Here is a 14,715-nt window from a genome sequence, read left to right on the forward strand (position 1 = left end):
TATCGTACTACTAGCACACACGATCTGAGAGCTGATTCTCCTAGTTCCGCTCTGAAATAAACGGCGTGCGAAGCGTTCTATGACACCATCACGTGCTTCCCAAGAGCGAAGCAGTTTACTGTGTCCCAGTCGGCTCAATCTCCGTATGAAATTGCTCGAAGAATCGCTCCATATATTTCCAGCGTGTCTTTCCAAGCTCTTGAGCAGGTTCTGTGTATAATTCGTTTAAGCGTTCTTTCGCCCAATCTTGGAGGAGCGCTACGTCCCGTTGGTCTGAAGTGGCCTCCCGGGAGGCTGTCAGATCATCGATAACGGCGTACCTCTCACCCGACTGTCCGGAACGCTCACCGACGATACAAACCAACCGAGCAATTCCGACCGCTCCTGTTGCATCCAACTTATCGGCATCAAAGAGAAGCTTCGCTTCGATACTCTCCGGACTGGGAGAGCTGGCCCGAATACTGTGGGTACGGATACAGTGCTGAATCGCCTCGATCTCGTTTTTCGAGAGGCCTTCCGGCTTGAGTAACCCTACGACTTCTTGGGTCGCCCACTTGTCGTGGTCATCAACCTCATCGGTTCGTTCGAGAGGACGCCCAATATCGTGGAGCCACGCAGCAGCGGCAAGGACATCCTCGTCGACGGATTGCTCGACGTCAGTTGCCAATCGGAGTGCGATGTCTCGCACGCGGTTTGCATGAAACTCATCGTGTGCGGGGAGGGCGTCATCGTAGTACGGCAGCGCGAGCGTTCGCGCGAGAGGACCTACGTCTTGAGACACGATCTAGGTTAGCGTTTCAATCTAACATCTCTTATTTGTTTTGTCGATGTCAGAACAACTAACGTGGCGCTTTGTAAGACCCGTACAGCTAGAATGAGACACGCTACACACCGCACCTGAAGCAACTATTCACGCGATCGCGGACGGTGCCAGACTTGAACAGTTAGCTGGTGCTATCCTTGGCCGAAGGGTGTCAACGTGTAACGCTCTCGTTTCCCGTACAGTCGTGTGAGTACAGTTGATACCCTCCGCCATTTGGTCGAGTATGTGGCTCTATTGAACGAGCTGACATTCAGAAGAGCAGGTCTCCACGCGCGTTTTCGCGGACTGGATGAGAAACTGGCTTCTCAGCAGATCGACGGACGTGAAGAGAATGTCAACAAAGCCGAATCTATATGACTAGTATTATGTCAGAACCACGCAATACGACACGCATGGAGTTCGGAGTTAACTTCCCACAGACCGAGATTGGTACCGATCCAGCGGTCGTTCGCGAGTACGCTCAGACAGCTGAACGGCTCGGTTTCGAACACCTCCTCACTTACGAACACGTTCTCGGCGTCGAACCGCCGTCGGAGAACTGGGATGGTTCGTACGACTATACGGATCAATTCCACGAGCCGATGGTGTTGTTCGGACATCTCTCGGCGGTCACAGACGATCTAACGTTCATGACCGGTATCATGGTGCTGCCACAGCGGGAGACGCCGCTCGTCGCAAAACAGACCGCGGAAGTGGACGTCCTGAGTCAGGGTCGAATGCGTCTCGGCGTCGGCGTCGGGTGGAACGAACGCGAGTACGAGAGCCTCGGAAAGGAGTTCCGGACTCGCGGCAAACGTATCGAGGAGCAGGTAGACGTCCTACGGAGCCTGTGGGGGAACGACCTCGTGAACTACGATGGGAGGTGGCACGAGATCGAGTCGGCGGGGATCAACCCGCGACCGGTCCAGCAACCGATACCCATCTGGATGGGAGGCGGTGCGGATATCGTTCTCCATCGGATCGCCCGGATCGCGGATGGTTGGATCGCCCCGCGATACTCGCTTGAAGAGTACGAGGAGAAGATCGGCTCCTTGCGGGAGTACCTCAGAGATCACGATCGAGACCCGGATGCGTTCCCCATCCACGCGAGGGTAAATACCGGGGATCACGACCACGACGGACTGGTCGATCGGATCCACGCGTTACACGACCTCGGCGTCACACACGTGGCGTTCGGATCCCACGGGAACGACCTGCCGTCGCCGCAGGCACACATTGACAAGGTCCGAGACGCTCGAGAGGCAGTTGAGGCAGCCGACCTCTAGGGCAGACGACGCGCAGTCGATCCTGTTCCGCCCAGGAAAGGTCAGCAGACCGTAGGGAGCCGAACGAGAGCCGACCGACGTTCACGAGCAGTTGCGAGCGGATCGACCCGCGATTCCGATTCAGCTGTCGGTCTCCAGTAGTTCGGCCGTATCGCTAATCTCGATATCGGCACTGGGGCTCTCGTCGGATCTATTACGCTGGTGTTTGGTAAACAGTATCGCTTCGATACCTGCTCTCTGCGCACCGGCGACGTCTGATTCTGGCGTGTCACCGACGATAGCGACTCGCTGATCTTCGAGCCCTTCCAACGCGAAGTCGAACAGGTTCTCGTGCGGCTTGCCGATCACGATCGGCTCTTGGTTCGTTGCCGTCTTAAGGGCACTCACGAGTGCTCCCGTCCCCGGAGAGATGCCGTCCGCCGTCGGGTACACCGGATCGCTGTTGACCGCCAGGAACGGGATGTCGTTGCGGTAGAGCGTTCTCGTTGCGTCGGTCAGCTTCTCGTAGGTGAGAGATTTGTCATTTCCTACGATCAGTACGTCGGGATCAGTTTCGACGACCTGCAGCCCCTGGTTTTGGACTGCCTGCTCTAGTCCCGGTGTTCCGAGTACGTACGCGCGGTTGTGGCCTGCTTCGCTCGCGTACGTCGCAGTCGCCCAGGCGGCACTGAAAACGTCGTCTACCTCCACGTCGATGCCCATCTTGGCCAGCTTCGACCTGATATCCCTCCGGGTCGAAGACGAACTGTTCGTGATGAAACGAACGGTGATTCCCTCCTGCTGGAGACGTTCGATGACCTTGACGGTATTCGTCACTGGCTGGTCGCCCAAGTAGACCACGCCATCGAGGTCGAAGAGGAGACCATCGAACCGGTCCGCAAGCATAACTTTCCTTGGTAACTATTGGCGAATAAATGCTTCGGTACTTGAATCGTCCCGTTACATCAGAGAATGAGACGGACGAGTTCTGCGTGTCTCCGTCCGAATTCGACCGCCCTGGCGATGCTCTTGCGGGGATCGACTTCTCGTTCGTGGAGCGCGAACGGACTCCCGAGTGGGCCAAGTTGGCATCCGGTGCATCTTGCCGTCAAACAGCAAGTGCGGATCAACTCGCCGGCTTTGAGAAGCGATCCGCATCAACGGCGACAACCACTGGCGGTACGGTGCTGTCGATCCTGATACGAACGAAATACTCAATCCCGTAATAATTATACTAATGCGTCTTGAAGCTCGGTATCGTGGAAAGCCACTTCACCTCGTCGGCTGGATGTTGCTCGTCCGATTCGAAACGTCATGTGTGATCGGTCACGTGCGGCAACGCATACCGTTCATGCCGCCGAACCGGACGACAGACAGGAGCGGTCTCTGATGGTTCCGGGATTCGATTAGAGCGGAGGCGAACGGACAGGATCATCACTATGGTCAGGACAACGGAACGGGAACTGTACGGGTCTATCCTCAGAGACCGACAGACGGTTTTGATATTAGGGGTCACGCTGACTGGGATGTTGGGATCGGTGTTGTCCCCAGCACTCCCCGGAATCGCGGACGCTCTCAATGTTTCGGACGGTCGTGTCGGGCTTCTCGTGTCGTTCTTCAAGGTGCCGTCCATCCTCGTCATCCCCGTCGCAGCCTGGTTCGCGGACGTCTACGGTCGACGGACCGTCCTGGTCCCTTCGCTCTTCGTATTCGGGTGTAGCGGCGCCGTGATGTTCCTCCTAGATAGCTTCCCCGCGTTGCTCGCGTTCGCGTTCGTGATGGGAATCGGCGCAGCAGCGATATTCCCCGTGACTGTCACGCTGCTCGGTGACAACCACGACGGCGCCGCAAACTCGGCCGCACAGGGCCTTCGCGTCGGCATCGTCGGGCTCGGAACGATGATCGTTCCCGCGGCCACGGGCTATCTGGCGTCGGTTCGCTGGAACGTCCCGTTTCTCCTCTACCTCGTTGCGATACCGGTGGCGGCGTTCACATACCTGGTTCTCGACGAGACGATCGAGCGGGCCGAGCGATCGGGGTCCGTGACGCGACTGATCGAGCGCTACGGACTGGCGATGCGAACTGAACTGAAAGACACGAACGTCCGGATCCTGATACTCGGGGGGTTCACTCGCGGTTTCGTTCGCTACGCGCTCCTGACGTTCATCCCCCTGTTTGCGGTGCGAATCCTCGATGCGTCGCTCGTCGAAGCCGGTTCTTTACTTTCTCTGCGCGGGATCGGGTACGTCTTCGTCTCGCCGCTCGCGGGCCTCGTCGTCGCCCGAACCAGTCGAAAGTTGGCACTCGGTAGCTCTCTTCTGATCTCGGCCGTCACGCTGACCCTGATCCCGTTTTCTGACGGACTGGTCGTTCTCGGAGGCTCGTACTCGCGTATTCGGTCGGCGACGCCTTACTCGACCCAGTTATGAAGGACTCGATAACCGCTGTCGCCGATCCAGACTACCGGGCAGGGATCGTGAACAGTCTGTACGTCTTCAAGCGCGTCGCGCAAACGTTATCGCCTGCCGTATTCGGGATCGTCTTGAGCCTGTGGGGGTTCCAGACCCTGTACGTTCTCGCCGGGCTGTTCACCTTGGGATATCTGGGGTTGTTCTCGATCCGATTCACCGAACCGTCGGTCTCTTCCACGGACGGGGTCGCCGATTGATGCCCCTTTTCTCCGAGATATCTCGTGTGCTGTGAGGCATAACGGCGAGTCATAACTGACTCCGCTGGGGGACGGAATCACGTTGCTGTCCGCTCCCTGCGCTGCTCTTTCGAGATATCGAGGGTTAGACGCGATTTCACCGAAGCGTTCGACGGCGAGAGCGGACAGATCTTACAGCGCCTCGGCTACCACCGACGCAGCACTCACGTCGCTGGCGGCGTGTTCGATGGTGTCGGTCCCGTAGATGTACTCGACATTTTTCCTCGACAGTTTGGTCAGCGCGTTCCCGGCTAGCATTAAATGAACACAGGACACGAAAACGCGGTTCGCGTCCCTCTCTTGGATTGAAGCGACGGATTCGCTCATCGTCACACCGGTCGCGATGATATCGTCGACCAGGACGACATCCCGATCTGTGAGAACGGTATCTCTCGGCGCGATCTCGACCTCGTCGGTCTCGTAATCACGGGTCTGTCCGAAGTAGTCGACCGTTCCCCGGCCGTACGTATCCCGAACCGTCGTCGCCAATTCGAGCGTGTCCTCGCCAGGCGAAACGAACAGTGGATCGGAAAGGTCGTCGGGAAGTGGCTCGGCCAGACACCCGGCGGCATCGAGCGGTCGAGCCGGGACGTCGAAGAAGTCACACACCGTTTCCTGATGCGGATTGACCGTCAGAACGCGATCTGCCCGAGTCGAGATCGCGCGCGCCATCGCCCGCGTGGCCACGGGTTGACGAACGTTGAACGCCTCTGACTGCCTCGAATAGCCGATATAGGGGAGCACGGTGATGACTTCGGAAGCCCCGGCTTCCCACGCTGCATCCTGGAGCTGAAGCACCTCGATATGGTCGCGATCGGAGACCATCGATGCCACGATGATAGCCCGATCGAGCTCCTCCGGTACCCGGACAATGAACTCCCCGTCTGGGAAATCCATATATTCGACGTGGGCGAGTTCGTCTCCCGTCTCCTTGGCAAGCGCGGTCGCGAACGTTTGTGTGTTGGATCCTGGAACGATCATACCACTCGATCGGTCCCCTCTGTTAAGTCGGTTTCCGATCGAAGTCATTCTGCCGGCTTCACGGGAGAAGAGCGGTGTCGAAGCTGTGTTCGCCCCCGGATTCTGACCCGAGGATCGTCGACGACACGGCGATCGAATGTGCTCAGTCCCCGGACCTGACCGGCTCAAACGGACAAGCATACCCACGGGTGTCACGCCCAAGGTTGTGTTACGGTAGGAACCGGAAGTCGTCGTTTCGGCTGTTCACAGCCGAAAACGACCGCCTCAGCGGCGGTACTGAGTGGATCGATCTGGCGCTTGTAGAGAGAGAGAGAGCAGACCGAGTTCTCGATTCAAGTGGGTATTCAGCTCTCTCTTACTGGTCTCTCACTTTCGAATACCAAACAGTATCTTGAGAGGTTTGGTGTCGATCTGAGTCGAACAGCGATTCTCGATTGGGTGCAGAAGGCCGACGTACGGCCCGACGACGATGCCGATCCAACGGCTTGCGGTTGACGAAACGGTGATTCGGATCGAGGGTAGTGATACCGGCTGTACACCGCCGTCGATCTCGAGACGAACCAACCCCTTCACGTACGGATGTTTCAGACGAAAACGACGCAACTCACGCCGCCGTCTCTCCGCGAACCGCGTGAGAAACGGCCGCTTGCCACCATCGGGTTTCTCGTCGAGAACGCTCGTCACTTCACAACTGCGTTGGAACGACTCGCGATCCGATTTCAGACGGGTCGTCATGAAAATCGGGCTGCTATCGAATATATGTTTTGTGAGGTAAAACGACGAACGTATCTGTTTTAAAATATTTTCAAACACGACACTTTCGAGCCGGAATCGTGGCTCTCATCCTTCGCTGTCTGGTGGAATCGATACCAACGTTACCACGCCCCGCTCCTCCCCTCCCTCGATCGCTTCGATCGTTCCTTGAGGAAGGGGACTCCGCACCGCCGCTTCGTTGAAAGGGTGTCGCAGTCACCCGATCGTGTGAGCCGATCGTGTGAGCCGACCGCGACCCGTGGGACGATTGGCCACCGGATCTGGTAGACTGCGACACAGCACGTGAGCGGCGAAACCCGTCGCTCGTCGAGGCCTAGTTCGGTTTGTTCAAATTCTGATCTAGCGCTTCTGTCACCGAGTTTCAGAAGGTAGCACCGCTGACTCCACCAGATCGCGGCTTCGAATAGCCACGCTCCACTGTTGACATCCTGAAAGGGAAAAGATCAAGACGGTGGTACACATGAGCCGTGATGTGAGCATCGAGACCATGGGTGAGTTTGTCGAGTCGGTAGCACGGATCGGTGGTCGCGAAGCGCTGTCTCGGTTTCGCGAAGAGATAGACGTGGAGAACAAAGCCGATGCGACCGAAAAAATAGTCGATTCGAAAGACATCGTGACGACGGCGGATAAAGAGACTCAACGTTCGATTATTGAGGCGATCCGGGAGGAAGATCCCGACCGGGAGATCGTCGGTGAAGAAGAAAAAGAGCTGAAGTCGGTTCCGGAGTCCGGGGACGCGTGGATTATCGACCCGATCGACGGCACGTACAACTACAACCGGGGCGATAGCTACTGGATGACTTCCGTCGCGGTAGTCGAGGACGGAAAACCGATCGCCGCCGCGAATATCGCCCCCGCACTCGGCGATATCTACGTCAGTGAGCCCGGGGGAACGACGCGGAACGGAAAAGAAGTGACCGTCACGGACCATTCGAGGCCCGAGCACGCTAACGTCGCGACGACCGTCTCTCCGAGTTTCGGGTCTCGGGAGGCGTACTCGGAGGGAGTAGCAGATACCGTCCGGCGGTTCGGAAACACCCGTCGATACGGCACTGCGCAATTCACCCTCACGAAGGTCGCTGCCGGTGTACTGGACGGCGTCGTAGCTCCAGGACGGATCGATCCGTGGGACAGCGTCGCCGGAGTACATCTCATCGAGCAGGCGGGCGGTCGAGTAACTGATTTCGAGGGGAACCCTTGGCGATACGATAGTCAGGGTCTCGTCGCGTCCAACGGCGAGATACACCAAGATCTCCTTCGAACGGCCGCGATCATGGGCTGAGAGGGTTGTCTCGGTGGCCTCGAGAGAACACTACGGACGCTCGTGGCAACAAAAGAGTTATGTGATCGATTGACGAGTATATCCACTTATGCTCGCGAGTTCGTTCGACGAGTTCCTGATCGATTTGGACGGTGTGATCGTCGTCGGGGATCGCCCCATCGACGGAGCCGTTGAGTCGCTGAAACGGTTACAGGATCTGGGCGTCGAGATAACCATCATCACGAACAATTCACAGGATTCGAGACAGACAATACGGGATACGTTGGCCTCTTTTGGAGTCGATATCGACGAATCACAGGTGGTGAGTGCGGGGTGGGCAACGGCTCGATACCTGGCCGAAGAAGGATTCACATCGGCGTACGTCGTCGGTACAGAGGAGTTCGCCAGGATGCTCGAACAGGAGGGTGTTACCGTCGATCCGGCCAACCCGGAAGCCGTGGTCGTCGGGTTCTACGACGAGTTCACCTACCAGCACGTCAACGATGCCGCCAGATACGCCCGTCAAGGGGTCCCGATAATCGCAGCGAACGCGGACGGTTCCTATCCCACAGAGAACGGTATCGAACCGGGAACCGGGGCGTTCTTGGCCGCCGTTCAGAGCGCGACTAATAGCGCTGACATGACAATCGTCGGGAAACCCAACGACCTGTTGTTCGACTTGGCGGCGACCGACCGCGACGCCTCGGTGGCCGTGATCGGTGACTCCCTTTCGACGGACATCGTCGGGGCGAACCGCGCGGGAATGACCGCGATCTACGTCGGCGACGAACCGGTAGAGCCCGACGGGGAATACGAGGTCGATTATCGACTTTCGGATCTCACCGGCCTGTTCGAGGAGATCGACTACCCCGATACGTGAGAGAAGCGTCCGAGTCGCTCCCGCAGAGCGGGCGCCGCGCGAGGACAGATCCACTCGTCGTTTTCACAGTGTTCGATCGGCGTACTCATTCCGCCAAAATCCAGCATCTCCGACGGTAATCGGCGTCGGCCTCTCTGACGCTTCCAGGTACCGAATCGGGCGTGCGATCGTGGTTGGCGGCGGTTCGCCGCTGACGCGACGGCGGTGCCACTCACGACTGGTGGCCAAATTCGGGAGCAGCTACCGGAAGAACTGGTCGTCGAGTGGTTGGTTCGGGGAGACTGCTCTGCGGACCCCAAGGGCCGTTCGGACTGCCCACAGCACCGACGAGCTGATGGACCAGCTCGGTGGGGTGTTCGTTAAACGCGTGAAGTCAAGTCGGTAAGGACTCCTGCCGCCACGTCGGGTTTCCGATCACCGCACCTCGTCGGCTCGGGCGACCAACTCGGCGGTGCGCTCTCTGTCGACGGGCGCGGCCGTCTCGCCGTCGCGCTTCAAACCAGTGCCGACGATGGCGCCGTCGGCTACCTCGAGGAGTTCAGCCACTGAATCCCGGTCGACACCGCTACCGACGACGATCGGGGCCTCGAGACCGAACGAGGACCGCTCTTTGACCACGTCGTGGAGATATTCTCGATCGATCGGCTGTCCGGTCCCTCGCCCCGACACGACGATCGCGTCCGCGAGTCCGCGTTCGGTCTGATCGGCGAAGGACTCGGCCGTGTAACTGTCAGTCGACAGCGGTGCAGAGTGTTTCACGTCCCGGTCGGCAAAGATGCCGACGTCGGCGTCGAGGTGGTCTCGAAGCCGGAGCGTCTCGTGAGCCTGTCCTTCGATAATTCCTTGATCGGACACCCTCGCGCCCGTGTGAATGTTCGCACGGAGAAAGGCAGCACCGGCGGCCGCGCCGACCGAGAGGGCGGCCTCCGCGTCGCTACGCAGGACGTTGATGCCCAGTGGGAGATCCGTTTTCTTCGTTATTTCGACGGCGATCCGGGTCATCGACGCCACGGTGTGCTTCGGGACGTCGTCCGGATACACCGGAACGTCCCCGAAGTTCTCGATCAGTATCGCGTCGACACCGCCGTCGTCTAACGCCGCCGCATCGTCTACTGCCCGTGTCACGACTGACTCGAGGTCGCCGTCCGACTTCGGCGCCCCCGGTAGCGGGGGGAGGTGGATCATCCCGATGATCGGCTTCTCAGTTCCGAATATTTTCTCAAAATCCATATCTAACCGTTAAAAGCGTGGGATAAAACACTACCGATATCACAGGAGTTCCCGCCGATCACTCGCTGCCGGTGCTACGATAGAGCCAAACTTTATAAATCACGCTACTAACGTGTTAACAGATGGCAATAGCGGATATCTCCGCGTATGTTCTCTCGTCACCGGTCGATACGCCCCGGTCGTATCGTCTCAACGGCGGTGCCGGGCTGATAACCCAGCGTGACGTTATCCTCGTCTCGGTGGAAACGACCGCCGGAGAGATCGGCTGGGCGCCGTGTGGTACGGGCACTGTCACGAAATGGGAGGAGTTCAACGAGGCGACCCACGACGACATCGGAGACGTGATCCGGAATATCGTCGGGCCCGACCTCGTCGGCGAGGATATCGACGACATAGCGTCCGTCCACAACGTGATCGACTCGACGAACCTGCCGGAGTACCTCCGCTGGCAGGCCAAGAGCGTCGTTGATATTGCAGTCTACGACATCCTCGGGAAGCGCCGCGGCCAACCCATCTACGAGTTCCTTGAGTACGATGTCGATCCCACGCCGACGCTAACGGTCTACCCGAGCAGCGGGTTCTATCTCTCCCCGGAGGAGTACGTCGAAGAGGCGACTCATCTCGTCGAACAGGGGTACGACATGTACAAATATCGGGCGGGATTCGGCGTGGATTGGGACCGTCGAATCATCGATCACCTCCGGGCTCGGCTCGACGACGAAGTGGACATCATCGTGGACGCCCACGCCTGGTGGAGTTTGGACGACGCCTCGTACTCACGAGAGGAGATCCGGTCCCTCGTCGAATACATGGACGACCAGGTGTTCTGGATCGAAGAGCCCTTCCCGTCGAACGATTACCAGTCGTACCGCTGGTTGAGTGAGGCCACGGGAGTCCCTCTGGCTGCCGGCGAGAACGAGGCGACACCGGGGAACTTAGTAAACATGGCGGAGCTCGGCTTTCTGTCGTTCCTCCAGGGCGACGTGAAACAGCATGGTGGCTACACCGGCTCTCGCCAGGCAGTCGAGTTCTGCGAGGGTCGGGACGTGACGTACGTTCCCCACAACTACGGGACACAACTTGGTGTCGTCGCGAACGCTCACCTCGTGGCAGCGGCGCCGGAGTGTACCCTCCTCGAGTACCCTATCTACGGCGGGGAGGATTCCGTCGGTATGTATCCGTTCCCCCTCGCCAGCGACATCATCGAGACGGAACTGGAGGTTGAAGACGGTCGACTTACCGTGCCATCGGGCCCTGGACTGGGGGTGTCAGTCGACCGTAGCGTGATCGAAAACTACCCCTACAGAAGCCCCTCTCCGGGGTCTGTACGCTGATAGTCCACTCGAAGCGTCTCCCCCGCTTCTCGCGAACTGATTCAATGACCTTCGTCGGCGATCTGAACCAGTTACACCTTTCACGTCGTTCACGGAGCTTCTAGGACACGAGTCGCCTACTGAGCGGTCGTTCGCAGGCGACGAATCACGTCGCCGATGCTGGGCTACCCACTGTCCACATTTGGGAACTCAGTCACCGATATATGGACGAATTGAGGGTTGAACCGTCGACATAGACCGATTCGCGAGGTGCGATCGGTCGATCACACGGTCCGCGCTGTCGAACTCTCGTTCACATCTCACCCCCCCGCATATAATTACAGCATTACTAATGTAATCATCCTGGTTGTATCATCATGTGTATTACAGTAGTATCAATGTAAAATATATCTGTGTAACATATAGAGAAGAGAGACCCGAACCGCATCGCTTCTACAGGGCTAACTAACTGTAATCTCTCCTGCATCTGTATTATTCGCGACTCGCGAAAGCAAACGAGATCAACATCCGAAAGGGGACCGATACAAGACGACCCTCGCCGCCAATAGCGACAGGCAAACGCCAGAAACGATAGGTTCGAGACGTTACCGGGACGAATCGAGGAGCGGTACGTACCGCTTCGGAGGGTTTCTCTCCTGTCGGTCCAGTCTACGGGCAGACAATGCCCAGCGGGGATTTCGGCGGCCCAGCCTCTCGGCCGATATATTGTTCTTCGGACTAGCAGATAGACGTGTAGATTCCCTATCCAGAACATTTAATTATTTCGATGGAGTTGTGACGACGACATGACTTACGACGGTATCGTCTTCGACATGGACGGTGTCATTCTCGAACCCACCGAAGACCTGCTCATTCGCGAGGCGGTGGAAGCGGCCTTCCGCGAACACGGTATCGATGACCCGGATGCGAACCACGTCGACGCCGTGCGGTATGGATCCGCACTCACTATCGAGGAACTGGAGCGCCTCTGCCAGGAACAGGGACTCGATGCAGACGAGTTCTGGCGAGTTCGCGAACAGTATGCATCGGAAAAACAACTCGAGACGGTACGAGACGGGGAAAAACCGCTGTACGATGACAGTCACATTCTCGAATCACTGGACCAGCGCCTTGGGTTAGTGAGCAACAACCAGCAACGGACCGTCGAAGGTATCCTCGACTATTTCGAGATCGACGGACTCTTCGACGCGGTCTACGGGAGGCCGCCGACCCACGACGGCATCCGGTATACGAAGCCTGACCCGTACTATCTCGAGCGTATCATCGCCGAATTCGAGATGGAGAACCTGCTGTTCGTCGGCGATAGCAACGTCGACATTGCAGCCGCCGAGAAAGCGGGCCTCGATTCGGCGTTCATCTGTCGGGCACACCGGGAGGGGTACGAACTCCGGACCGAACCGACCTACCGGATCGAATCGCTGAGCGACCTGAGACAGATCACCTGACAGGGGCTCGTAGTGAGCCGTAGATCCCCACACGAACGGAGATCGACGACTGCGATCAGTTGCGGAAGTCGATCAAGCAACGATAATTCCTGTGGGTCGAGGTCGACGCGTTTCTCTTCGCTGTGCAGTCGTCGGAGATTGGAGGGCTGCGAAACGAAGGGCCGTGACGTGGGTTGCCCCCGTCTTAAAACTCGATGTTCGCGCACACGTTCTTCGTTTGCGTGAAGCTGTCGATGGCTTCGAGACCCTTCTCGCGCCCGAATCCGCTCGATTTGTATCCACCGAACGGCGCGTTCTTGCCGCCGGCGAACCAGTCGTTCACGAACACCCGCCCGGCCTGCACCTCACGCGCGTATCGATGTGCACGCCCGAGATCGCTGGTGAAGACACCGGCCACGAGCCCGTACTCGACATCGTTCGACAGTTCGATGGCCTCTCGTTCGTCGGCGAATTCGATCACGGCCAGTACCGGACCGAAGATCTCTTCCTGTGCGATCCGGGTCTGATTATCCACGTCGTCGAAGATTGTGGGTTCGAAGAAGTAACCGGACCGATCGGGCGACGTCCCGCCGATAATCGGCTCGCCGACCTCGCTTCGGCCAACGTCGACGTAACTCTGCACTCGGTCGAGTTGGTCTTCCGAGACGAGCGGACCGATATCCGGGTCGTCGGGTCCGGCCGCGATCGAGAGTTCGCCCGCTCGTTCTACCACCAGATCCACCAGTTCGTCGTGAATGTCCTCGTGGACGAGGAGGCGAGAGGCGGCCGTACAGACTTGCCCCGCGTTTCGACCGAATATCGCGTCAACGGCCGTTTCCGCGGCGGCCTCGAGATCCGCGTCCGGAAACACGGCGAGAGGACTCTTTCCGCCGAGTTCGAGGTGTACCGGATTGACGTTGCTCACGGCGGACTTGGCGACTTCGATCCCCGTCTCGACGGATCCCGTAAAGCTCACTCCGTCGATGTCCGGGTGGCTCGAAAGTGCGGCACCAGCCCGGGATCCGTGTCCGGGAACGACGTTGATCGTCCCCGGAGGGAACCCGACCTCGTGAGCTATCTTCGCGACCTCGACTGCGGTACGAGGAGTGTGTTCGTCCGGCTTGATCACGACGGTATTTCCGGACGCTAGCGACGGTGCAATCGTCCTGCCGAGGATGTTCAGCGGGAAGTTCCAAGGAATGATGTGACCGGTCACTCCCAGCGGCTCTCGAACGGTGTAGTCAACGTAGCCGTCACCGACCGGTATGCTATCACCCCGGATCTTGTCGGTGATCCCGGCGTAGTACTCGAAGTATCTCGCGCACGACCGGACGCCACTGCGGGCTTGGGAGATCGGTTTCCCCGTATCTTCCATCTCAAGCGTGGCGAGTTCGTCTTCCCGTTCCAAGAGCGCGTCGGACAGTTCGAAGAACAATTCGGCGCGGTCCTCGGTCGACATTCCCGTCCAGTCTGTGACCGCGTCCCGGGCGCTCGCGACCGCCTCGTCGACGTCCGCTTCGGTACCCGCTGCGACCTGTACGACCTCCTCGCCCGTGGCCGGGTCAACCAGTGTCAATGTCGCTTCACCCGCTGCAGGGGTCGATTCGCCGTGAATAAACAGCTCAGTCTCGCTCATAGCGGTTTCCACGATTACACACCACTGGCCGAAGTGGTATCAACCTTACTGACACCTCAAGACCGCCATCGGCGTTCGATATCTAGCACCGGTCGACTGGGGGTGCGATACCGCTTTCGCGATCTCGTTATCGGGTGACTTCTCGACTGACCGGACGAGAGAAGAAGCCCGGAAGCGTGCCGTGAAACGGGTGTCTGATCGAGTCCCAGCCCGTGAAAAGGTGCAATGTTGCCGGCTGTGATCTAACCACATGATTTATTAGCATGGGCCGCGCCGGGGTGAAACGCAATGGCTCCGAACAATAGCGACGATGCCATTAGGTGTACGGTCTGCCGAAGAAAGTTCTTAGCCGGTGCGAGTGCCGCATCACTCGGTGCGATAGCCGGTTGTAGTGGCGGCGGTGGCGACGGCGGCGACGGCG

The 14,715-nt window shown here is 58.6% G+C and carries 12 protein-coding genes and 1 pseudogene; 8 read left to right on the forward strand and 5 right to left on the reverse strand.

The genetic code is table 11. The annotated features are described in order from the left end of the window. Positions 1–115 precede the first annotated feature (115 nt). Positions 116–781 (reverse strand): HD domain-containing protein, encoded by a 666-nt coding sequence (locus GJ633_RS07550; protein WP_321168961.1) that lies wholly within the window; start codon positions 779–781, stop codon positions 116–118. 434 nt (positions 782–1,215) lie between these two features. Here GJ633_RS07550 and GJ633_RS07555 point away from each other — a divergent pair, with 434 nt between their 5' ends. Further along, positions 1,216–2,088: an LLM class F420-dependent oxidoreductase gene (locus tag GJ633_RS07555; protein WP_156588327.1), complete on the forward strand. Its 873-nt coding sequence runs from the start codon at positions 1,216–1,218 to the stop codon at positions 2,086–2,088. 120 nt (positions 2,089–2,208) lie between these two features. On the opposite strand, the gene GJ633_RS07560 is transcribed toward GJ633_RS07555, so the two are convergent. Then, positions 2,209–2,973, reverse strand: coding sequence for an HAD-IIA family hydrolase (locus tag GJ633_RS07560; RefSeq protein ID WP_156588328.1), 765 nt, complete (start codon positions 2,971–2,973; stop codon positions 2,209–2,211). A gap of 533 nt (positions 2,974–3,506) precedes the next feature. Between GJ633_RS07560 and GJ633_RS07565 the strand changes: the two genes are divergently transcribed. Both GJ633_RS07565 and GJ633_RS07570 read left to right on the forward strand, forming a co-directional pair. After that, on the forward strand, positions 3,507–4,496 hold the full coding sequence (locus tag GJ633_RS07565) for an MFS transporter (protein WP_156588329.1): 990 nt from the start codon (positions 3,507–3,509) through the stop codon (positions 4,494–4,496). Further along, complete coding sequence (locus GJ633_RS07570; RefSeq protein ID WP_156588330.1) at positions 4,493–4,735, forward strand: hypothetical protein; 243 nt, start codon at positions 4,493–4,495, stop codon at positions 4,733–4,735. Before GJ633_RS07565 ends, GJ633_RS07570 begins: the two co-directional genes overlap by 4 nt. A 171-nt stretch (positions 4,736–4,906) precedes the next feature. On the opposite strand, the gene prs is transcribed toward GJ633_RS07570, so the two are convergent. Then, complete coding sequence (gene prs, locus GJ633_RS07575; RefSeq protein ID WP_156588331.1) at positions 4,907–5,755, reverse strand: ribose-phosphate diphosphokinase; 849 nt, start codon at positions 5,753–5,755, stop codon at positions 4,907–4,909. 239 nt (positions 5,756–5,994) lie between these two features. Between prs and GJ633_RS17105 the strand changes: the two are divergent. The 3 genes and pseudogenes from GJ633_RS17105 to GJ633_RS07590 form a co-directional block, all read left to right on the forward strand. Next, positions 5,995–6,619 (forward strand): annotated as a pseudogene (locus GJ633_RS17105) (IS6 family transposase); the annotation flags it as partial. Between the two features lie 382 nt (positions 6,620–7,001). Further along, a complete protein-coding gene (locus tag GJ633_RS07585) occupies positions 7,002–7,811 on the forward strand; it encodes an inositol monophosphatase (protein WP_321168962.1) in 810 nt (269 codons plus the stop codon). Between the two features lie 88 nt (positions 7,812–7,899). Then, complete coding sequence (locus GJ633_RS07590; protein WP_156588333.1) at positions 7,900–8,670, forward strand: HAD-IIA family hydrolase; 771 nt, start codon at positions 7,900–7,902, stop codon at positions 8,668–8,670. 414 nt (positions 8,671–9,084) lie between these two features. Here GJ633_RS07590 and GJ633_RS07595 read toward each other — a convergent pair whose 3' ends face one another. Beyond that, a complete protein-coding gene (locus GJ633_RS07595; RefSeq protein ID WP_156588334.1) occupies positions 9,085–9,900 on the reverse strand; it encodes a BtpA/SgcQ family protein in 816 nt (271 codons plus the stop codon). A gap of 122 nt (positions 9,901–10,022) precedes the next feature. On the opposite strand from GJ633_RS07595, the gene GJ633_RS07600 reads away from it, so the two are divergent. Both GJ633_RS07600 and GJ633_RS07605 read left to right on the forward strand, forming a co-directional pair. After that, positions 10,023–11,234, forward strand: a complete 1,212-nt coding sequence (locus tag GJ633_RS07600; protein ID WP_156588335.1) for a mandelate racemase/muconate lactonizing enzyme family protein — start codon at positions 10,023–10,025, stop codon at positions 11,232–11,234. A 785-nt stretch (positions 11,235–12,019) separates the two neighbouring features. Further along, positions 12,020–12,679: an HAD family hydrolase gene (locus tag GJ633_RS07605; protein ID WP_156588336.1), complete on the forward strand. Its 660-nt coding sequence runs from the start codon at positions 12,020–12,022 to the stop codon at positions 12,677–12,679. A gap of 184 nt (positions 12,680–12,863) precedes the next feature. Here the strand turns inward: GJ633_RS07605 and GJ633_RS07610 are convergent, their stop codons facing one another. Beyond that, positions 12,864–14,294, reverse strand: coding sequence for an aldehyde dehydrogenase family protein (locus GJ633_RS07610; RefSeq protein WP_156588337.1), 1,431 nt, complete (start codon positions 14,292–14,294; stop codon positions 12,864–12,866). Positions 14,295–14,715 lie beyond the last annotated feature (421 nt).

The organism is Halorubrum sp. CBA1125 (assembly GCF_009742825.1).
In the GTDB taxonomy this organism is placed as follows: Archaea; Halobacteriota; Halobacteria; order Halobacteriales; family Haloferacaceae; genus Halorubrum.